The sequence below is a fragment of the Providencia sp. PROV141 genome (assembly GCF_028481645.1).
Lineage (GTDB): Bacteria > Pseudomonadota > Gammaproteobacteria > Enterobacterales > Enterobacteriaceae > Providencia > Providencia rettgeri.
In genome coordinates, this window is the sequence record NZ_JAMPPR010000004.1 from 143,398 (window position 1) to 164,003 (window position 20,606).

Annotated in this window: 18 protein-coding genes and 1 riboswitch; of the genes, 3 read left to right on the top strand and 15 right to left on the bottom strand. The window is 41.3% G+C overall.

The window, feature by feature from the left end; translation table 11 throughout:
• Nucleotides 1-3: 3 nt before the first annotated feature.
• A complete protein-coding gene (locus PSF09_RS03405; protein WP_272665401.1) occupies nt 4-1,110 on the top strand; it encodes an ABC transporter permease in 1,107 nt (368 codons plus the stop codon).
• Between the two features lie 212 nt (nt 1,111-1,322).
• On the opposite strand, the gene PSF09_RS03410 is transcribed toward PSF09_RS03405, so the two are convergent.
• The 8 genes from PSF09_RS03410 to PSF09_RS03445 form a co-directional block, all read right to left on the bottom strand.
• Nucleotides 1,323-2,030: a Bax inhibitor-1/YccA family protein gene (locus PSF09_RS03410; RefSeq protein WP_210836063.1), complete on the bottom strand. Its 708-nt coding sequence runs from the start codon at nt 2,028-2,030 to the stop codon at nt 1,323-1,325.
• Between the two features lie 133 nt (nt 2,031-2,163).
• Nucleotides 2,164-2,616, bottom strand: coding sequence for a molybdopterin synthase catalytic subunit MoaE (gene moaE / locus PSF09_RS03415; protein WP_004909169.1), 453 nt, complete (start codon nt 2,614-2,616; stop codon nt 2,164-2,166).
• 1 nt (nt 2,617) lies between these two features.
• On the bottom strand, nt 2,618-2,863 hold the full coding sequence (moaD, locus tag PSF09_RS03420; RefSeq protein ID WP_004909166.1) for a molybdopterin synthase sulfur carrier subunit: 246 nt from the start codon (nt 2,861-2,863) through the stop codon (nt 2,618-2,620).
• Nucleotides 2,863-3,339, bottom strand: coding sequence for a cyclic pyranopterin monophosphate synthase MoaC (gene moaC, locus PSF09_RS03425; RefSeq protein WP_109910974.1), 477 nt, complete (start codon nt 3,337-3,339; stop codon nt 2,863-2,865). The genes moaD and moaC overlap by 1 nt, the downstream gene beginning before the upstream one ends.
• Nucleotides 3,340-3,363: 24 nt before the next feature.
• Nucleotides 3,364-4,344 carry a GTP 3',8-cyclase MoaA gene (moaA, locus tag PSF09_RS03430; RefSeq protein WP_272665402.1) on the bottom strand — a complete coding sequence of 327 codons (981 nt, stop codon included), beginning with the start codon at nt 4,342-4,344 and terminating at the stop codon, nt 3,364-3,366.
• A riboswitch (molybdenum cofactor riboswitch) is annotated at nt 4,334-4,473 on the bottom strand. It overlaps the preceding gene by 11 nt.
• Before the next feature lie 430 nt (nt 4,474-4,903).
• Complete coding sequence (locus PSF09_RS03435) at nt 4,904-7,570, bottom strand: TonB-dependent receptor (RefSeq protein ID WP_272683494.1); 2,667 nt, start codon at nt 7,568-7,570, stop codon at nt 4,904-4,906.
• 134 nt (nt 7,571-7,704) lie between these two features.
• Entirely contained in the window at nt 7,705-8,646 is a 942-nt protein-coding gene (locus PSF09_RS03440) for a FecR family protein (RefSeq protein WP_272665404.1), read from the bottom strand.
• 2 nt (nt 8,647-8,648) lie between these two features.
• A complete protein-coding gene (locus tag PSF09_RS03445) occupies nt 8,649-9,146 on the bottom strand; it encodes an RNA polymerase sigma factor (RefSeq protein ID WP_210836057.1) in 498 nt (165 codons plus the stop codon).
• A gap of 291 nt (nt 9,147-9,437) precedes the next feature.
• On the opposite strand from PSF09_RS03445, the gene PSF09_RS03450 reads away from it, so the two are divergent.
• A complete protein-coding gene (locus tag PSF09_RS03450) occupies nt 9,438-10,346 on the top strand; it encodes a gluconeogenesis factor YvcK family protein (protein WP_004909155.1) in 909 nt (302 codons plus the stop codon).
• Nucleotides 10,347-10,558: 212 nt separating this feature from the next.
• Here the strand turns inward: PSF09_RS03450 and uvrB are convergent, their stop codons facing one another.
• From uvrB to bioB, 5 genes are all read right to left on the bottom strand, one after another.
• Nucleotides 10,559-12,577: an excinuclease ABC subunit UvrB gene (uvrB, locus tag PSF09_RS03455; RefSeq protein ID WP_115167709.1), complete on the bottom strand. Its 2,019-nt coding sequence runs from the start codon at nt 12,575-12,577 to the stop codon at nt 10,559-10,561.
• Between the two features lie 627 nt (nt 12,578-13,204).
• Nucleotides 13,205-13,882, bottom strand: a complete 678-nt coding sequence (gene bioD / locus PSF09_RS03460; protein WP_272683495.1) for a dethiobiotin synthase — start codon at nt 13,880-13,882, stop codon at nt 13,205-13,207.
• Nucleotides 13,875-14,660: a malonyl-ACP O-methyltransferase BioC gene (bioC, locus tag PSF09_RS03465; protein ID WP_272665407.1), complete on the bottom strand. Its 786-nt coding sequence runs from the start codon at nt 14,658-14,660 to the stop codon at nt 13,875-13,877. The genes bioD and bioC overlap by 8 nt, the downstream gene beginning before the upstream one ends.
• Nucleotides 14,638-15,795 carry an 8-amino-7-oxononanoate synthase gene (gene bioF, locus PSF09_RS03470; RefSeq protein WP_272665408.1) on the bottom strand — a complete coding sequence of 386 codons (1,158 nt, stop codon included), beginning with the start codon at nt 15,793-15,795 and terminating at the stop codon, nt 14,638-14,640. Before bioF ends, bioC begins: the two co-directional genes overlap by 23 nt.
• Nucleotides 15,795-16,832, bottom strand: coding sequence for a biotin synthase BioB (gene bioB / locus PSF09_RS03475; RefSeq protein ID WP_248445337.1), 1,038 nt, complete (start codon nt 16,830-16,832; stop codon nt 15,795-15,797). The genes bioF and bioB overlap by 1 nt, the downstream gene beginning before the upstream one ends.
• 93 nt (nt 16,833-16,925) lie before the next feature.
• Between bioB and bioA the strand changes: the two genes are divergently transcribed.
• Complete coding sequence (gene bioA, locus PSF09_RS03480; RefSeq protein WP_272665409.1) at nt 16,926-18,194, top strand: adenosylmethionine--8-amino-7-oxononanoate transaminase; 1,269 nt, start codon at nt 16,926-16,928, stop codon at nt 18,192-18,194.
• A 240-nt stretch (nt 18,195-18,434) separates the two neighbouring features.
• On the opposite strand, the gene pgl is transcribed toward bioA, so the two are convergent.
• Both pgl and PSF09_RS03490 read right to left on the bottom strand, forming a co-directional pair.
• Complete coding sequence (pgl, locus tag PSF09_RS03485) at nt 18,435-19,415, bottom strand: 6-phosphogluconolactonase (protein WP_272665410.1); 981 nt, start codon at nt 19,413-19,415, stop codon at nt 18,435-18,437.
• A gap of 116 nt (nt 19,416-19,531) precedes the next feature.
• The gene (locus PSF09_RS03490; RefSeq protein ID WP_272683496.1) at nt 19,532-20,326 is read right to left on the bottom strand and encodes an inositol monophosphatase family protein; all 795 of its coding nucleotides are present in this window, start codon (nt 20,324-20,326) and stop codon (nt 19,532-19,534) included.
• Between the last annotated feature and the right edge of the window lie 280 nt (nt 20,327-20,606).

The window sequence follows — 20,606 nt, forward strand, 5'->3', positions numbered from 1 at the left end:
GTTATGTTTTATCGTCTATACACCTTAATTATGAAAGAACTTCAATCATTACTTCAAGAACCGCAAACACGGGTTATCCTCATTTTACCCGTAATATTTCAGATGATTTTATTTCCTCTGGCCGCCACACTTGAGGTGACTAACACAACTATTGCTATCTTTGACCAAGACAATGGTGAGCATTCTATCGAGCTGACGCAACGTCTCGCCAAAGCCAGTGCATTTTCTCACGTTTTATTATTGAAGAATGAATACGATATTCGTGAAACGCTTGATAATCGCAAAGCACTGCTGGTTGTCCGTTTTGGGCAAAATTTTAGTGCTGATATTGCGAGTCGCCATAATGCTAATATGCTGTTACTTCTTGATGGACGTAATTCAAATAGTGCGCAAATTGCAGCAAACTATGTTGCACAAATTGTCACTCAATACCAACATGAGTTAACTCAATCACAGCCTGTACCAAACAACAGTGAATTAATCGTTCGTAATTGGTACAACCCAAATTTAGATTATAAATGGTTTATTGTGCCTTCATTGGTAGCTTTAATAACAACGATTGGGGTATTGATTGTGACATCGCTTTCTATCGCGAGGGAAAGAGAACAAGGCACCCTTGACCAATTACTCGTTTCTCCCCTAACCACTTGGCAAATATTTATTGGTAAGGCGGTACCTGCGTTGATCGTTGCGACTGCACAGGCGAGTTTAGTCCTAGTTATTGGGATATTTTGCTATCAAATTCCTTTTGCTGGCTCCTTGCTCCTCTTTTATGCCACCATGTTATTTTACGGATTGTCATTGGTAGGGTTTGGTTTACTCATTTCAGCACTGTGTTCAACTCAGCAACAAGCATTCATTGGGGTATTTGTCTTTATGATGCCAGCGGTGCTGTTATCAGGTTATATTTCCCCAGTCGAGAACATGCCTGTTTGGCTGCAACAAATTACTTGGATTAACCCAATTCGCCATTTCACTGAAATCACCAAACAGATATACCTAAAAAATGCTGATTTTTCAGTTATCTTCCATAGTTTATGGCCATTATTTATCATTGCGATAATCACCAGTTCAGTGGCTTATTATTTATTTAGGAAGAAAATAGCGTGATCATAAAGAAATAACATTACGCTTTGGAAGTGCAACTAAAAGTGCAGAAACTACCATTAACATCTTGAATTACAAACAAACTAATAATATTCAAATCATATTTTACGATAGTATTTAGATCAAAAAACCCTTGCTACCGAAGTAACAAGGGCTTTCAATTTTAACGACTGCTATCCCCTCATTTCATGGAGTAATGAGGAATGCCAACCAAATTAGCGGCGGTCACCAAAGATACGCAGTAACATTAAGAACAGGTTAATGAAGTCTAAATACAGAGATAATGCACCCATGATAGAGTATTTACGCATTGTTTCTCTGTCGTTTTCATCAATTTGTGAACCCATTTCTTTCAGTTTTTGTGTGTCATACGCGGTTAAAGCAGCAAACAGTAAAACACCACCGTATGTGATCACCCAATACATCATGGTGCTTTGCAGCCAGATGTTAACCAAAGAAGCGACAACAATACCAATCAGCGCCATAAACAAGAAGTTACCCATACCTGTTAAGCTACGTTTAGTGGTATAGCCGTAGAAGCTTAATGCACCAAACATTACTGCTGTAATGACAAATGTGCCCGCAACGGACTCACCGGTATACGCCGCAAGAATAACTGAAATCGTTAAGCCGGTGAGCAATGAATAGAGCATAAACATGCCCGTTGCTGCCATGCCACTAATTCTTTGCAGTAGGAATGAAATCCCCATCACTAAACCGAGCTCAGCAATGATCATTCCAAAAAAGAGAATTTTATTGGTTGCAATGGTGTAGTACAAACCACTGCTAACTGAATACCATGCAACAAAAGCTGTCAGCAGTAGACCGACTGTCATCCAGCCGTATACTTGCGACATAAATGCCTGAACGCCAGTATTGGCACCCTGGACAAGAGAATCATTACGTTGATCAAACTGACCCATGATGGTTACCCTTTCGCTAAAAGAAAAATCGACCCAGTAAAAATACTGCAATCGGAGAAATTAACCAAAGTCTAACACATTCTTTTGACAATACCATTCAGCAAATTCGTATTTTTCAGAGGAAAAAGTGCGATTACCAGCGGTTTGCAGACGCCTCGTCGGTTTCTTTCGCTTCCACCCAACGCTCATTCTCAGGTAGTGTTTCTTTTTTCCAAAATGGTGCTTTGGTTTTTAAGTAATCCATAATAAATTCAGCGGCTTGAAATGCTGCATTTCGATGGGCACTCGTCACCCCAACAAAAACAATTTCTTCGCCAGGTTGTAAGGTACCAATACGGTGGATCACACTGACTCGCTGCAATGGCCAACGCTCTTTTGCTTCTACAACTATATTTGTTAACGCTTTTTCTGTCATTCCCGGGTAGTGTTCGAGTGTTAATGCCGCAACACTGTCACCTAAATTATGGTTACGTACTTTCCCCGTAAAAGTCACAACTGCACCATCACTATCGCATTGAGCAAGCCATTGGTATTGCTCACCAACACTAAAATTTTCTGTTTGTACTGCAATATGGGTGTTTTCCATATCATCCCCCAGTGACTGGTGGGAAAAAGGCCACTTCGTCCCCTTCTGAGAGTGGGTGGTCAAGTGAAACAAATGATTGATTAACAGCGGCAAGTAATTTGCCATCTTCAAGTGCCAACGCCCAGCGATCGCCTTTTTGTGAAAGCGCTTGACGTAAGTCTTCAACTTTTTGATAAGTGTCAGTGAGTTCTAAGCGTTCTGTTCCGACTAGCTCACGTACTTGAGCAAAAAATAATACTGTGATCATTATTCCACCTTAAAATGTCCAGACTTACCGCCTGTTTTTTCTAATAAACGAACAGGGCCAATCACCATATCTTTTTGCACTGCTTTACACATGTCATAAATCGTCAAAGCAGCAACGGATGCAGCAGTTAATGCTTCCATTTCTACCCCTGTTTTCCCTGTTAATCGGCAACAAGTTTCAATACGAACTCGGTTATGCTCAGGTTCCGCTTTGAGTATCACTTCAACTTTGGTTAACAGCAGTGGGTGGCATAATGGGATAAGCTGCCAGGTATTTTTTGCCGCTTGAATACCCGCAATACGCGCCGTGGCAAACACATCTCCTTTATGATGGCTACCGTCAACAATCATCGTTAGAGTTGCTGGGTTCATAGTGACATAAGCTTCTGCGCGAGCTTCACGGACAGTTTCAGCTTTGGCTGAAACATCAACCATATGCGCCTCGCCCGACGCATTGAGGTGAGTCAGTTGGGACATATTTTCTCCTGAAATAAAAAAGAGTTAACCGCCGATTACGGATAAATTTGGTGTAATTCCGCTATCACCCATATGCAGAAAATGGGTTTCTCGTTTATGGTGTAAGCCTCGCTGAATACGGGCTTTTAACGCTTCGTTTTGGTCATCTGCCCCCAATAAATCACGCAGCGGAATACCATTTTCACCAAATAAACATAAATGTAGGTTTCCTAGTGAGGAAACTCGTAAGCGGTTACAACTTTGGCAAAAATCTTTTTCATACGGCATGATAAGCCCGATTTCGCCTTGGTAATCTGGATGACTAAAGACTTGAGCTGGCCCGTCACTACGAGAGCGAGGAAGCATATACCAGCCTTCTTCAATTAAGCGATCGCGAATGGTTTCGCCCGAAATATGAAATCGCTGGAAGATGTCACTGCCGTCGCCGGTTTCCATTAACTCAATAAAGCGTAATTGAATAGGACGATGTTTGATCCAGTTTAGGAATGACTTCAAAGCGATATCGTTGACATTTTTCATTAATACCGCGTTCACTTTGACTTTTTCAAAGCCAGCTTCAAAAGCAGCATCAATACCTTTCATCACCTGAAAGAATTTGTCTTGTCCCGTGATCGCCGCAAATTGGCGTGGATCTAAGCTGTCAACGCTCACATTGATCGCGTTTAACCCTGCGGCTTTCCATTCATGCACATCTCTCGCCATACGGTAGCCATTGGTTGTCACGGCGATTTTTTTGATCGATTCATTTTCATTGATGGTAGCAATAATATCACTGAAATCTTTGCGCATAGTCGGCTCTCCGCCCGTAATACGCACTTTTTCTGTGCCTAATTCTGCGAATGCCGTACTGATACGACGAATTTCATCTAATGTTAAGAATTCATTGCGACCGCTTGGCTTGTAACCATCGGGTAGGCAGTATGTGCAACGAAAGTTGCAAACATCTGTTATAGAAAGCCGGAGATAGTAAAATTTCCGGTCAAATTGATCGACGAGTTGCTGCATAATCACACCTTTCCAAGTACGGGAGATGCAGACATTTCTATCTTGCACCCTGGTGGCTCTAGGCCACGGCCAGTGCATCATATTCAGTCGTTCAAACTTAGACGCAAAGGCTAGGAGTTTTATTTGGAACCGAGTCACTGATTTTAAACTGTAAAATGCGTCACTCTGTTCACTTAATTTATGTAAGGATTCTAGCCGATAGAAATTGAAAAAGCGAATTACAATTCGATATATACTATTACATACAACGACTTACAAAAGATATTATAGAATCACCGAAGCTATTATTATCACTGATAATTTTACATTTTAGATGGCTTTAAAAAGCATAATTTCATGCTAATTGATTAACATCTCTAACTATTTAATTAAACATTTATTGATATAGATCTAAAATGGGGAGCAAGCTCCCCATCTAATTGTTTACGTTATAAATATCAGCACTCAACGCTTATCAAACCGATATTTCAAACTGAATAATTGGCATATCAATTAAAAATAAATAGTAAGGCACAAAATTTATTAACCAAAACGCCACAGCGTAATGTATGACGTGTATTTAGAAACGGTACTCTATCCCGCCCGACACTGTTCGCCCTCTACCTAACGTATTGGCCAAGCTTTCCCCATAACTAACCACGTACGCCCGGTTGGTCAAATTTTCAACATTTCCTCGAATAGTTAAATTATCGGTTAACGCATAACTTGCGTATAAATCAATCAATGTATATTTAGGCCAGTCAGCTAAGTAAGGGTAATTTGATTCCGCTGAGTAGTCTTGAAAACCTGGCGTGAAACGAACGACTACACCACCATCGAGTTTTCTATCAAACGCTCGCCCCCCTAATGTAAAGGAACCACGGTCACCGGGTAGGTTCGCTGCACTACTGAAAATGGCGCTGCTGTCACAATCCACATGGTTGTTTGATGCCTCATTTGGCTCAACATACCAGTTACCGGGACCAACGTCCTCACCATACTTCAATACGCCGCCTAACCATGCGGGATGTGAACAGAATTTATTTTTGCCAATCATATGGGTAAAGGTCAGGTCTGCATACACAAAACCTGCGTCGTAATTTAGTTGATATTCAACCCCTCTAAAACGGGTCGCAACCAAGTTGTTGCTATAAGCCGCATTTCCAATATTAGGGCTAACCATCCCTGGCTTTTTACGGTCAATCGCTAAGTTAATGTAGTTATCTACACGTGTATCAAAATAGGCAATTTTCGCCACAAATCGGTCTTCCTCGATAAACAATTGCGGATAATTGATGTTCATACCCACTTCCCAAGCATTTGAACGCTCAGGTTTTAAATACGGATTGGGGAATTGAGTCGAACTACTGTGAGCACTTCCTGTGGTTAACGTTTCTGTAATCGCTGGTGGGCGCCATGACCGCCCATAACTGGTAAACAATTCCATCCATTCCAGATTAGGACGTACCGCTAAGCGAATATGGGGTGAAAATGCCCCTTCTGAGTTATCAACATCCCAATTTTCCGTCGTCATGACAACCTTGCAATCACGTAATCTTCTTCCTGTACATGGATTGTCTTTGGTATAAGGAAGCACTGCATAACTCATGCTAGTTTGGCCTTTGAGAGAATAATAGTCATAACGCATTCCCCCTTCTAATGTTAACCAATCATCGTATTCATAAGTTAAATTAGTGAAAAGTGAGCTCAATGAACGTTTTCCGTCCGGTGTCACTCCACTCGCCGCTTCACGTGTCGAACTACTACTCGCTTTGTCTTGGAACGTTTCCAAACCATAATGCGCTTTTAATACATTGTTATGGTTAAATTCAATTTCTGAATGATTTTCAAGCTGTATCCCTACCGTTTTGACTCGAGTGTCCATCTGGTAGCCATTATTATAAATTTGGCTAGTGGAATAGGTGTCTGTATTGTCTTTAGTATCAACAAAATACACTTTTCCTTTTAGCTCGGTGCTCCATGGGTTATCGCTAAATTGAGTGTAATCAAGGGAATAATTCTTGGCTGTTACATCACTGAAACCGCTACTTTTCCACCCTAGCTTATAAGGCCACGAGCTACCTAAGTTCGTTAACGTTCCTGCATTTGGTGTTGCCACTTTGGTTTCTAAGTAATTGAATTGCAAACGCTGCTCGTTGCTTATATTCCAGCCGGCCTTTGCCAAATAAGAGGTCATTCGGTAATTACTGTCATTTATACGAGTGTGTTTTAATTGGTGCGCAAGTTCATCATAATGCCCTGCTCCATTATTGACTCGAATATTACCAATATCACCGTGAGTTCCTGGTTTATAATCCCCAAGACGTCGTTCACTTGCCGCAAACAATAAATCCGCGTTGTCATTCCCTAATGCCAGCACACTACTGCCAATAAAGTGAGTATTATTTGACCCCGTACTCGCATGTAATTTTCCACCAAAGGTTTTATCTTTTGATAAAAAATCAGACGCGTTGACAGTATTGAAGGTTGCCACACCACCTAAGGTTCCACCGCTTCCCATTCCACTTGTATTGCCCTTTTGTATCTCCACACCAGAAAGCAGTTCTGAGTCGATATACATCGAACCATTGCGCTGGCCATGACCACTTTTTTGAAAATTTTGCCGCATCCCATCAATATTCATATTCACGCGGCCATAATCCTGTATTCCACGGATATTCACAGATAAAGAAGGGTCTTGTTGGCTAACACTCGAATAGACACCTGTCGTTAGCTCTAACACATCAGCTATGTGCTTTGGTGGGCGGTCATCAATTTGTTTTTTACTAATCACACTGACGGATGATGGACTGTTATATACCCAATCCCCTTGTTGGATCTGGCTTGCTGTGACAGTAATATTATCTAGCTTAATCACCGAATCACCAGTAGTAGGCGCGATACGCTCAATGGTTATTCGGTTATTTTGTAATTGATATTGCACAGGGTTTGAACCAATTAATCGACGTAATCCCTCCTGTAGCGTAAAGCTTCCTTTCAAGCCTTGACTTTGTAAGTCATTAATTTCTCGGCTCTGAATGATAATTTCTACCTTTGCTTGCCAGGCGAATTGCAGCAAAGCATTTTCAAGTGAGCCTGCAGCAACAGAAAATGTGATTTCCTGCTGTGCGGATGCTACCGCTGAGTTAGCCTGTGCTAGATTGAAAAATGAAAATGCAGGTAACGTAAATAATGCAAGGTGAACACAGAGTGTTGCTTTTTTATAGTGGTGCTTTTTTTGAGTCATTTCCCATCCCTAAAATGATAATGGTAATAAAAATCATAATCACTTAGATTAAGACGCAGAAATTAGGAAAACCCGTAAATAAATATTTATAAAATAATTTATTATTATTCGATATCTATATTAATTATTAATAATCAATATATTAAAGTGAAAAATGGAATTTCATAAACGGATAAGCCATACGATGACACCAAATTCGTTAGCCCACTATCAAGTGTATTAATTTGCAGTACACCACTAATGTGCCCTACTCTTTCCTCAGTCAATAAAATAATTTGCTTGTCACGGTATCGATTTATTTCAGCGATAACCTCCGGAAAGGTTTGCTGCTGAAAAATAATTTGTCCTTCTCGCCATACCGCAGAATGTGAGTTGACCATGGAAGTCATAGGCGTTATATCTGATTGATATTGAGTAAAATTGCCTGCTGGAATGACCATTTCCTGCCCTGATAATAGTGACACCTTTACACTGTGTTGATAAACGCTGACCGCCACTTTGCTATTTTCATTATCAACTGAAAACTCAGTGCCAAGTGCCTGAGTTATGCCATTTTTCGCCATAACCTGAAAAGGCCTTGGTTCCGTATCCGTTTTTGGTGCAACAGTAAAATAAGCACGCCCTCGTAATAAATTAACTTGCCGATACTGCGGGCTAAATGCTAATTGCAATTGCGCACCACTGTCGAGGTCAACACGGCTACCATCAGGTAAGGTAATATGCTGTATTTCACCGGTTTTCGCATAGTAATCCGCTGGCTGTGTATATTGAAAATACCAAATTGACATGGATAACACACTCACTAGTACAACCGCCGCTATTGATAAACCAATATAGCGAGGCTGCCTCTTCTTATTCATTCCCTGTTGATTATCTGCTGTTTGTTGTCGCGGTTTATTGGCCGTTAATGCCCATAATTGCCGTGCACGATAGTATGTAGACGTATGTTGCTCTGACGCATTCAGCCAAGACTGAAAGTCTTCATTTTCTTGCGACGTCAGCTCTCGTTGCGTGGTTTTAACAACCCACATTGCGGCTTTGTTTTCAATTTCAGATGGACTATCAGATGGCTTCATGACTAGTCTCTCCATTTATGAATTAGCATTGCCAATGCATTGGCTAAATGTTTTTCGACTGTGCTTAATGAAATATTTAAGCGCTGCGCCACTTCCGTTTGAGCTAATCCTTCTTCTCGATGCAAGCGAAATATCTCCTGAGTCCTGGGCGGCAAAGATTGAATAATATTCTGAATTTGTGCGAGTTGTTGATCATGAATAACAGTGGCTTCAAGGCCTTTTACCCGTGATGGGATCTCTTGCCATTGTTGGTCACTGATCGCCATTAATTGTTGTTTTTTCTGTAGCCGGAAATGGTCAATCATCAGGTTTTTCGCAATTCGATACAAATACGCGTCAAAATCTTGAATAGTTGATGTTTTCATTAACTCTGCCATTCGAGCAAAGCTTTCCTGCGTGATATCCATACTTAAATTATGGTCTTTAAGATACATATTCAGATAACGGCATAACGACGATGAATGGCGAGCAAACAGGCGCTGTAATTCTGAATCAGACATATTGATCCATAAATAAACAATGAAAATGAGAATTATTTACATAATATAGATAATAATTTAAAATGAAAACTCCCTAGTGCATTTTTCCTTCTAAGACTCACATCAATACAGAATCGTCTCTTTTATTGTTTTTTGTCACAGTACTTAAGCTAAGAATGATGTTTTATGGTAGATTAACGCCCAATTTATTTTGGTCGCCACAAAACGGGCTTAGCGTAAAAAAACGCATTTCGTAACTCGCTGGTTTACTTGCTTTTATAAGTACTGAAAATTAACTGATATAGGAACACTATGCCGAATTGCAGTCTGGCGGATCTCAGGCATGTTGTCGCTCTAGGTGGCGGGCATGGACTTGGTCGCGTGATGTCTTCACTTTCTTCTTTAGGTTCTCGTTTAACGGGTATTGTCACCACAACCGATAATGGGGGCTCAACAGGTCGTATTCGTCGCTCTGAAGGCGGGATCGCTTGGGGGGATATGCGTAACTGTTTAAATCAGCTAATTACTGAGCCATCCATTGCTTCTGCGATGTTTGAATATCGTTTCAGCGGTAATGGTGAGCTTTCAGGGCATAATTTAGGTAATTTAATGTTAAAATCATTAGACCACCTAAGTGTACGCCCGCTAGAAGCCATAAATCTTATCCGTAATATGCTAAAAGTTGATGCGCAGTTGATCCCGATGTCAGAATCCCCAGTTGATTTAATGGCTATCGATGAAATGGGCAATGAAGTATACGGTGAGGTGAATGTTGATGCCCTGCATGAAATCCCGCAAGAATTACGCTTATACCCGACAGTAAAGGCAACGAAAGAAGCCTTACAGGCTATCCACCAAGCAGACTTAATTATTATCGGCCCCGGCAGCTTTTTTACCAGTTTAATGCCATTATTGCTTTTGGATGAAATTGCAGCTGCACTGCGCGAATGTAAAGCCCCGATGATTTATATTGGTAATTTAGCGAAAGAAATTAGCTCCCCAGCAGCAAACCTGTCTTTGCCTGACAAACTAAAAATGATGGAACATTATATTGGTTGCCAAAAAATTGATGCGTTAATCCTTGGTCCTCGCACACAAACAAGCAATATCAGCCCTGAACGCAAAATAATTCAACGGGTACTCGAAGCTGACGATATTCCCTATCGCCATGATAGAAAGCTGTTACTGCAAGCCATCGAAGAAACCATCAACTTGTTATAATCCCCAACCGCCATTCCGCTGCTAAATACCCGCAGCGGAAAACCTTCCCTAAAATTAGCCCTTTGTTTCCCGTATTTCCACAAAATCTATTTTCAAAATACTTTGCGTTGTGGGTAGGCGGCAAGTGTTGGCAGCTCGGGGAGCATACATAAATATGTGACCCGAGTGACTAAACGCAGCCAACCCCCCCACAGCGTGAAGTATGAAGAAAATTATGAATTAGCGATAAACTGGGAGCGAATCTCCTGCAATTCATCTCGGACTCGCGCAGCCGCTTCAAATTCAAGATCTTGAGCATGCTTATACATTTGCGCTTCAAGTTGCGAAATCCGTTGCTCCAGCTCTTTTGTCGACATCGATTGGATATCAACCGAATTATTATTTTTACCATTGTCTTTCGTGCGGTTTTTTCCTTTACCACCCACTTTGTGACCAATTTGCAGAATATCACCGATTTTCTTATTCAAACCTTGTGGAACGATGCCATGCTCTTCGTTGAACGCCATTTGTTTAGCACGGCGACGCTCTGTTTCTGCAATCGCTTTTTGCATGGAGTTGGTTATCCTGTCTCCATAGAGGATTGCCTTACCATTTAAGTTACGAGCCGCACGCCCTATGGTTTGAATAAGCGAACGTTCTGAACGCAAGAAACCTTCTTTGTCCGCGTCCAAAATAGCCACTAGAGAGACCTCTGGCATGTCCAAGCCTTCTCTTAATAAGTTGATCCCAACCAGTACATCAAACTCACCAAGTCGCAGGTCACGAATAATTTCCACACGCTCGACTGTATCGATATCTGAGTGAAGATAACGCACTCGCTCACCGTGCTCTTCGAGATATTCCGTTAAATCTTCTGCCATGCGTTTTGTTAAAGTGGTGACTAATACACGCTCATTTTTCTGCACACGGATACGGATTTCAGACAATAAATCATCCACTTGGGTAGTAACTGGGCGGACTTCAATAATCGGGTCAAGTAGGCCAGTAGGCCTAACAACTTGCTCAATCACTTCATTGCCTGATTTATCGAGCTCGTAGTTACCCGGAGTAGCCGACACATAAATAGTTTGAGGGGCTAAGGCTTCAAATTCTTCAAAGCGCATTGGGCGGTTATCTAAAGCAGAAGGGAGACGAAACCCATATTCAACTAAGGTTTCTTTTCTTGAGCGATCCCCTTTGTACATCGCACCGATTTGCGGGATGGTAACGTGAGATTCATCCACCACCAGCAAGCCATCTGCGGGTAAGTAATCGAATAGTGTCGGCGGCGGCTCGCCAGGAGCACGACCCGATAAGTAGCGTGAATAGTTTTCAATACCTGAACAATAACCGAGCTCATTCATCATTTCTAAGTCGAATTGCGTTCGTTGAGTAATACGTTGCTCTTCAAGTAATTTATTGTTTTCTAGTAATACTTTTCGTCTATCCGCTAATTCAACCTTAATTTGTTCCATTGCTTCGAGAATACGCTCCCTCGGTGTGACATAGTGCGTTTTTGGATAAACGGTGAAACGAGGGACACGATGTTGTATTTGCCCTGTCAATGGGTCAAATAATGACAACCGTTCAACTTCGTCATCAAACAACTCAACACGTAAGGCATACTCGTCTGATTCCGCAGGAAAAATATCGATAACCTCACCACGAACTCGGAAAGTCCCTCGCGTAAAAGCTTGGTCATTCCGCGTATATTGCAAGTCTGCTAAACGCCTTAAAATTGAGCGTTGGTCGATAATCATGCCATCCGTCAGGTGCAGCATCATTTTTAAGTAGCTGTCAGGGTCACCCAAACCGTAAATAGCCGAGACAGAAGCCACCACAATCACATCACGGCGTTCGAGTAAGGCCTTGGTCGCAGATAATCGCATTTGCTCAATGTGTTCGTTTACAGACGCATCTTTTTCAATGAAAGTATCTGAGCTTGGGACGTAAGCTTCAGGTTGATAATAGTCATAGTAAGAAACGAAATATTCCACAGCGTTGTCTGGGAAGAAGGCTTTCATTTCGCTATAAAGCTGTGCCGCTAAGGTTTTATTATGCGCCATTAACATGGTAGGCCGGTTCTCTTGCGCAATAACGTTGGCAATAGTGAACGTCTTACCGGACCCCGTTACCCCTAATAGGGTTTGATGAGCAAGTCCATCTTGTAGCCCTTCCCTTAACTTATGGATGGCTTCGGGTTGGTCCCCTCCCGGCTGAAAATCAGAATACAGCTTAAAATCCTTACTCATATTAACGCCCCTTAACTAGTTTCTCCCATTATGATACTGGATAAAAAACCAGCTTCAAGTATTGAAGCTAAATTTTCTGTTATTCTCCGTTCTAATATGTTTATAGAAATGTTATCCCCAAAAAAGTGCTTGACCTTTTTGAAACTTTATATTTTATGCTATTGCATTTTTATGCCGTATCTCAAATACAAATTGAAGGCTTGATTTTATTTAACCACTTGTATTTATTATAAATTAATTTAAAGTCCAGAATCACATCAAATAAAGTCAAAGCCGCTTGTCGCCTAGCGTAGAACTTGTTTTATAACGTTAATACACAAGGTTATCCACAGAAATGGTGGATAACTCTTGAAGCCCTTTAGGCCCATGGATTCACAAGATCCCTAAGATTTGTTCAATAGAGGCTAAATGACAAAAAGATGGCAGTTTAATGAAAAAATTTTTACGTAGTAACTGCGATGAAAAACAGATTTTATATTTTTTATTAAGATCTGAGTGGTATTTTTACTGAAATACTTGACAGTATTTCAGTTGAGAACGTTAAAAAAGATCGGATCTCTATTTAACAATTGATCAGCCCCAAGCACTTGACTTACTTGGGGGGAAATATTTATAAATTTTATATAATCAAAGAGTTAATAAAGAAAGATCCAAATAGCTGCCTAATTCACCGTTAAGTGTGTCTTGATGTGGGATCACACCTAAACAAGGTGCCTTAATCATTCGATTAAGTGTCAACAAATATTGTGCTTGAAAACGACCAGCAGGTTCAACTTCATTGGCGACCCAACCAACCACAGGCAAACCTGAAGCTTCGATAGATTCCATGGTTAACAATGCATGGTTTATACAACCTAACTTAACACCAACCACTAAAATAACGGGTAACTGCTGCTCAATCACCCAATCTGCATACGTTTTTTCTACGGATAACGGGGTATACCAGCCACCAGCACCTTCCACTAATAACCAATCAGCTTGAGATTTCAAATAAGTCAACCCTTGATTGATTATTGAAAATTCAATAGGTTGATTTAGTTCTTTACTAATAATATGTGGCGAAGTAGGTGCTTCAAACACAATCGGGTTAATCGCCTGATAGGGTAATTTTACTCGGCTATTGGCTTGTAATAATAACGCATCGCTATTACGCAACCCATCCACCGTGAGTTCACTTCCAGATGCAACGGGCTTAAAGCCCACCGTATTCAAACCTTGATAACCTGCGGCTTGCAGTAAAGCACAACTTACAACGGTTTTCCCTACTTCTGTATCCGTTCCTGTTACAAAATACACTTTAGTCACGGTAAATCACTCCAAACACCGTATGATAAGTTAAAGGTAAGCCTTGCTCTGTCATTGGATAGAGCAAGGCAAGTTGCTGCAAATGCTGCCGGGTCACTAGCCCTGCTTTACGCCCAGTGCTCAAATGTGTCGCGCCAATTCCTTTCAATGAATGAAGCAGTGCTATTAACTCAGGGAAATAGAGTGTATCCTTCTGAAAAATAAGTTTATGTCTCCATGACTGGCAACTATTTCGTATCTGTTGAACACTGAGAAAGGAATTCACATGCGAATAGCCGTCAAGTGAATGCCAAGCTGAAGATAATTCGGTGAGAGAATGCTCTGCAAGCGTAGTGAACACCACAACTCCACCCGGTTTTGTCACCCGATACAATTCGCTTAATGCTTTACTCAGATCTTGGCACCATTGGACCGATAAATTTGAAAAAACCACATCAAAGGTTTGTGAATCTAATGGAATGGATTCTATATCCGCACATAAATAATGATCGGCCACAGCTTTCGTTTGTGCCATTTCAAGCATTCCCACAGAAAGGTCTAATGCGGTGATGCGATGTCCTTGATTTTTCAATTTATGGCTAAAATAGCCCGTACCGCACCCTGCATCTAAAATATGCAATGGCGCCGTTGATTGTGAGCAATTTAAGACTGAAGTCAGTTGATCAAGGAGTTGTGTTCCTGTTGATCGTTGATAACTTGCCACTGCATCATAACTCTTAGCTGCACGGCCAAATGCCGCTGCAATTTTATGCTTTTCACGACTGAGCGATAAAGTCATGTAAAGCCTCCAATAATTGATCGATATCTTGACGTTGGTGTGCAGCACTTAATGTGATCCGTAACCTAGCACTACCAGGCGGAACCGTTGGCGGCCTGATAGCTTGCACCCAAATATTTTTTTTGCGTAAAAAATTGGCTAACTGTTGGCTAGCTTGGTTTTCGCCAACAATTAATGGCTGAATAGCCGTCGTTGAATGGGTCAGTTGCATGCCATGAAAATCAGCATTATGTCTAAAATATTCAATATGTTGCTTAAGGTCTTCTCGTGCCTGATCTGCGAACTGAATTTGCTCAACGGCCGCCAGAAGAGCAACGGCCTGAGCCGGAGGCATCGAAGTGCTATAAATTAAATGGCGTGCAGATTGGATAAAAAATTCAGCCGTTGGCTCATCACACAGCACCGCTGCGCCACTTAAACCAAATGCTTTACCAAATGTCACGACTAAAATTTCAGGTTTAACCCCACTCGCAAAGCAGCTACCACGGCCTTGTTCTCCGATAACGCCAATACCGTGTGCATCATCAACCATCAGCCAAGCATGCTGATTTCTTGTTATTTCTTGTAATTGTTGAAGAGGAGCGCTATCACCATCCATACTAAAAACGCCTTCTGTAACAACAAGCGTTTTACCCGAAATAGGCTTGCGGATTAAGTTTTCGAGTGATAACGGGTTATTATGATGAAAGCGCCTTAATTGAGCCCCCGAATGAATTGAGGCTTCCATGATCGATGCATGGCTGAGCTTATCCGCTAAGATACGATCATTTTCCGTCATTAATGCCGTGATCACCGCATGGTTCGCAGCAAAGCCAGAAATAAACAATAAGGCTTTTGGGTAGCCTAGCCAACCCGCGAGCGCTTGTTCTAATTTATCATGTGCTTTGGTGAACCCTGTGATATGTCCCGATCCCCCACTCCCCACGCCATATTCATCGGCACCACGTTGCCAAGCGGCAACCACTTGGGGATGGTGAGATAACCCTAAATAGTCATTGGATGAAAAGTTGAGATATTCTTTTCCGGAAAAATAAAGAGACCGACCATTCGCATGATCAATGCACTGACGTTGACGCCAGATAGACGCCTGCTTACGCTGCGCTATCTGGTTTTGTATAAATGATTGCCAAGTCATTATACTGCAGCGTTATAAAATTGAGCGTTATCAGCAGTTAACAACGTTTCGGCTAACTTAGCAGCTTGATGGTTATCCCCTTCGTCGGTTTCAATACGCTCAGGGTTAATATTCAGTTTTCTAAATAGTGCCAAGTCTTTGTTTTCATCCGGGTTTGGCGTCGTTAATAATTTACACCCGTAGAATACGGAGTTTGCGCCGGCCATAAAACATAATGCCTGAGTTTGCTCATTCATGTATTCACGGCCAGCTGACAGCCTAACGTATGACGTTGGCATCATGATGCGTGCAACGGCAATAGTACGAATAAAATCAAATGCATCGACATCTTCGTTATCTGCCATTGGAGTGCCTTCAACTTTCATCAACATGTTGATCGGCACACTTTCTGGCGGTTTCGGTAAATTGGCTAATTGGACTAATAAGGCCGCTCGGTCACTAACTTTTTCACCTAAGCCTAAAATCCCACCCGAGCAGACTTTGATCCCTGCATCTCGTACATTTTCGAGTGTATTTAAGCGGTCTTGATAACTGCGAGTCGTAATAATATTGCCGTAGTATTCCGGAGAAGTATCAAGGTTATGGTTATAATAATCTAACCCTGCTTCTGCTAAGCGTTGAGCTTGGGCGTTATCAATCATTCCCAGAGTCATACAGGTTTCCATCCCGAGTGACTTAACTTCTTTCACCATCATTTCCAAATAGGGCATGTCACGTTCTTTTGGGTTACGCCATGCTGCGCCCATACAAAAACGAGTTGAACCTGCTTGTTTCGCTTTTTTCGCCGATTCCAAAACTTGCTGAACTTCCATTAATTTTTCAGTTTCTAGCCCTGTTTTATAGCGGGCGCTTTGCGCGCAATACTTACAATCTTCAGGGCAAGCCCCAGTTTTAATCGATAACAAAGTACTGACTTGCACTTGCTGAGGGTCGAAATGTTGGCGATGAATTTGCTGTGCCTGAAATAATAATTCAAAAAAAGGCATTGAAAATAGTTCATTAGCTTGTTTTATTGTCCACTGTTTTAATTGGCTCACGGAAACGCTCCAGTTGAAAAAGTTGTTGCCAGTTTAAATATTGCGATTATCATGTCAACTAAAATGATCTAAAAAAGTTGACGATGATAGCAAATGGATAACGTAGATATTCAATTTGATGCCAAACATATTTGGCACCCTTATACCTCGATGAGCCAGCCAATTCCGGCTTATCCGATTGTTGAAGCCCATGGAGCCGAGCTAATCATGGCCGATGGGGAAAAATTAATTGATGGGATGTCTTCATGGTGGGCAGCCATTCATGGTTACAATCACCCTGTATTAAACCAAGCGGTCACAACGCAATTAGCGAAAATGTCCCATGTGATGTTTGGCGGAATTACACACCCACCCGCAGTGAATCTATGCAAACAGTTGGTAGCAATCACGCCAGAGCCACTCGAATGTGTCTTTCTTGCCGATTCAGGCTCCGTGGCGGTTGAAGTTGCACTGAAAATGGCATTGCAATATTGGCAAGCCAAAGGGGAAAAGCGTCAACGGATCCTCACATTACGTCACGGATATCATGGTGATACCTTCGGTGCAATGGCCGTATGCGACCCTGATAATTCAATGCATGGCCTGTATAAGGGGTATTTACCTCCGCATATTTTTGTGGAAGCCCCACTATGCGGTTTTTACGATGAATGGGACAGTGCAGATTTGCACCCTCTTGAGGTACAACTTGCCGAAAATAGCCATGAAATTGCAGCGATCATCCTTGAACCGATTGTTCAAGGCGCTGGCGGAATGCGCATCTATCACCCTGAATATTTAAAGGGAGTTCGCCATTTATGTGATCAATATGGTCTATTATTAATTGCCGATGAAATCGCTACGGGGTTTGGTCGTACCGGCAAATTGTTTGCTTGCCAGCATGCAAATATATCGCCCGATATTATGTGTTTAGGAAAGGCATTAACCGGTGGTTATATGACCCTTTCTGCAACAATCACAACCCGCCACGTTGCAGAAACTATTAGCAATGGGGAAGCGGGTTGTTTTATGCATGGCCCAACCTTTATGGGTAACCCACTTGCCTGTGCCGTTGCGGATGCTAGCCTGACCTTATTGCTCAACAGCCCTTGGCAGAAAACAATTGCCACTATTGAACAACAACTTAAAGCTGAGCTAACACCATTAGCAGCCCATCCTAGCGTAGCAGATGTGAGAGTTCTTGGTGCAATTGGCGTGATTGAAATGAAGCAGCCAGTCAATACTGCTGTTTTACAGAAAGCATTTGTGGAAAATGGTGTTTGGGTTCGCCCATTCGGCAAACTGATTTATGTAATGCCACCGTACATCATCACCCCAGAGCAACTGAGCAAAGTGACGAATACGATGGCAAAAGTGTTGGGATAACTCAATAAATTCAATCTTAATCTAAGTCGATTTTTAACTAGATTTTTAACTAGATTTTTAACTAGATTTTTAACTAGATTTTTAACTAGATTTTTAACTAGATTTTTAACTAGAGAATCTTCTAAATAATTCGAGTTATAGCAAGGCGGCAATCGAGGATATCTTGAGGAGCATACACCAGTATGTGACCCAAGTAGCCGAGTGAAGCCAACACCGCTATAGCTCGAAGTATGACGAAGATTAAAGGATGGTGACCCACATAGGTCCTTTCCCTACCCCATAGCGTGCTAATAAACGCAATTTTCCCGTAATCGGGTCAATTTCAGAAACTGAAATGTGATCTGATTTTTGCCCACTGGAAATTAAGAAACGACCTGCCGTATCAATATTAAAGCCCCTTGGGTGCGTCTCTGTTGGGTAACGTGCTTCTAATGTTAGCTCGCAACCGTCATCAGAAACCAGATAGTGGCTGAGGTAGCTTTCAGAACGTTCACTAACATACAAATGGCGGCCATCTGGCGTAATATGGATATCGGCAGCCCAGCGCTGGCTTTCGTTACCTAATGGGTAATTTGCCAAGGTTTGCATGTTACGATAGCGAGTGAATTTACGATATACGCCTACCGTTGAATCTAACTCATTCACACAATAAATGACCTTTTCAGTCGGATGGAAGGCCAGATGGCGAGGACCAGATTTTTCAGCCGTAGTAATTTGGTCTGCAGTTGCTTCGGTTAAATAACCATTTTCATGTAAATCGAATAAACGGATATGGTCTTCACCTAAGCAAGGCACCCAAAGCTGTTGATTATCAACATCAACATGAGACGAATGTGGATTTTGCAATCCTTCAATCACTTGAACGACTTGGTTTGGTACACCTTCATCATTGATAGTCAGAACTGATAGATTATGTTGATGATATGAAGGAACAAATAAATATTTGCCCGTGTTATCCAATGATAAGTGAACTGGCGTTCCCGGAACGAATGTTTCTGCTTTTAAACGCAGTGTCCCTTTGCCTTCAATTTCATAGGTTACGACACGAAAATTCGGGCGCACACCAATATAAAGGTATTTTTTATCATGGCTTAATACCATAGGTTGCACTTGGCCCGGTGTTTTTACTGTTTGTAAAAGAGTAAGTTCCCCAACCTCATTCATCGACCATACGTGAATTTGCTGACTTTCGGGACTCGCAATATAAACAACCTGATTCATCCTGACTCCTTAATTCATGATAAAAATACAAAACCGCATCTATAGTCCACTACATTGGCTTCACTATACCCTATATTATGCAAATCACAGTGAGTAAATAGCGCCAAAGTTCAGCGTCATGAATTTAAAGCTACAATTAATTCATCCAATAACTCAGAGGAGGATGCTGACACCAAACTTCCCCCATTGATCACGTTTGTTTTATTACCATTAATATTTGCATAATAAACTCCAGCTTCAGTAAGGCAAGGTAAAATAGCAGCGATATCCCATGGTTTCATTAACGTATCAATAGCACAATCGATCCTTCCTGCTGCTACCATTAAATGCTGATAACAATCATTTATAAAAACCATATCTTGAGCAGAATTAACGACATTTGATAGATTGTAAGCTTTGTTACCTTCTCTGTTATCAAAATTGGTACTGTGTATACCTGATATCGAAACAACAGCTTTGCCTAATTTTTTCGTTTTTTTTATCTGAGTGCATATCCGTTTTGGTGCAAGATCACCTTTTTTAGACCAACACCCGTTCCCTAACGATGCATAATATATAGAATCAATAGCGGAAAATGATATAACTCCGACAAGGGGAATGCCACTTTCAACATAAGCAATTAACGTACTAAATAATGGAACGCCATACAAAAATGCTCGTGTTCCATCAATAGGATCTATTATCCATCCGGTAGAAAATTCACCTTCAATATTTGTTCCGAACTCCTCCCCTAAAATAGGAATATGTGGAGTTCTCGCCTGAAGTACTTCTCTTATCACATTTTCTACTTTAAGATCTGTAGCAGTAACAATAGTGTTATCTATTTTTCTGGTAAATGTACCAGCTTCGTAAAAACCTTTTAGTAAATATTTACTAGCAGTATTAGCGGCTTCTAAAGCAATATTTAACACTGTAGAACTCCTTAACTAGCTTTTTGGTAACTTTTTGAGCGTTCGAAATTTCAACTCTGCAATTTACTAAAAAAACTCCTCATTATCTTAAAATTTTAAAATCATAGTCGATATTGAGCTTTTCACATCAAAAGTATCTACCTAAACAATATGGAATATCTGTCTCTGACAGACAACCTCAACACCACTATATATATCGTGCCAAGAACAAATAATAGTGATACTAAAACGGTTCAGTTCGTTACTATTATCCGCTATGATGATAAAACAACCTTAGCTT

Coding starts and splice junctions, on each gene's coding strand:
- PSF09_RS03410 (WP_210836063.1), bottom strand. CDS start 2,030: ATGGGTCAGTTTGATCAACGTAATGATTCTCTTGTCCAGGGTGCCAAT.
- uvrB (WP_115167709.1), bottom strand. CDS start 12,577: ATGAGTAAGGATTTTAAGCTGTATTCTGATTTTCAGCCGGGAGGGGAC.
- moaA (WP_272665402.1), bottom strand. CDS start 4,344: ATGCAGCAACTCGTCGATCAATTTGACCGGAAATTTTACTATCTCCGG.
- bioF (WP_272665408.1), bottom strand. CDS start 15,795: ATGACTTGGCAATCATTTATACAAAACCAGATAGCGCAGCGTAAGCAG.
- bioA (WP_272665409.1), top strand. CDS start 16,926: ATGGATAACGTAGATATTCAATTTGATGCCAAACATATTTGGCACCCT.
- PSF09_RS03405 (WP_272665401.1), top strand. CDS start 4: ATGTTTTATCGTCTATACACCTTAATTATGAAAGAACTTCAATCATTA.
- PSF09_RS03450 (WP_004909155.1), top strand. CDS start 9,438: ATGCCGAATTGCAGTCTGGCGGATCTCAGGCATGTTGTCGCTCTAGGT.
- moaE (WP_004909169.1), bottom strand. CDS start 2,616: ATGGAAAACACCCATATTGCAGTACAAACAGAAAATTTTAGTGTTGGT.
- moaD (WP_004909166.1), bottom strand. CDS start 2,863: ATGATCACAGTATTATTTTTTGCTCAAGTACGTGAGCTAGTCGGAACA.
- pgl (WP_272665410.1), bottom strand. CDS start 19,415: ATGAATCAGGTTGTTTATATTGCGAGTCCCGAAAGTCAGCAAATTCAC.
- PSF09_RS03440 (WP_272665404.1), bottom strand. CDS start 8,646: ATGAAGCCATCTGATAGTCCATCTGAAATTGAAAACAAAGCCGCAATG.
- PSF09_RS03435 (WP_272683494.1), bottom strand. CDS start 7,570: ATGACTCAAAAAAAGCACCACTATAAAAAAGCAACACTCTGTGTTCAC.
- bioC (WP_272665407.1), bottom strand. CDS start 14,660: ATGACTTTATCGCTCAGTCGTGAAAAGCATAAAATTGCAGCGGCATTT.
- moaC (WP_109910974.1), bottom strand. CDS start 3,339: ATGTCCCAACTGACTCACCTCAATGCGTCGGGCGAGGCGCATATGGTT.
- PSF09_RS03445 (WP_210836057.1), bottom strand. CDS start 9,146: ATGTCTGATTCAGAATTACAGCGCCTGTTTGCTCGCCATTCATCGTCG.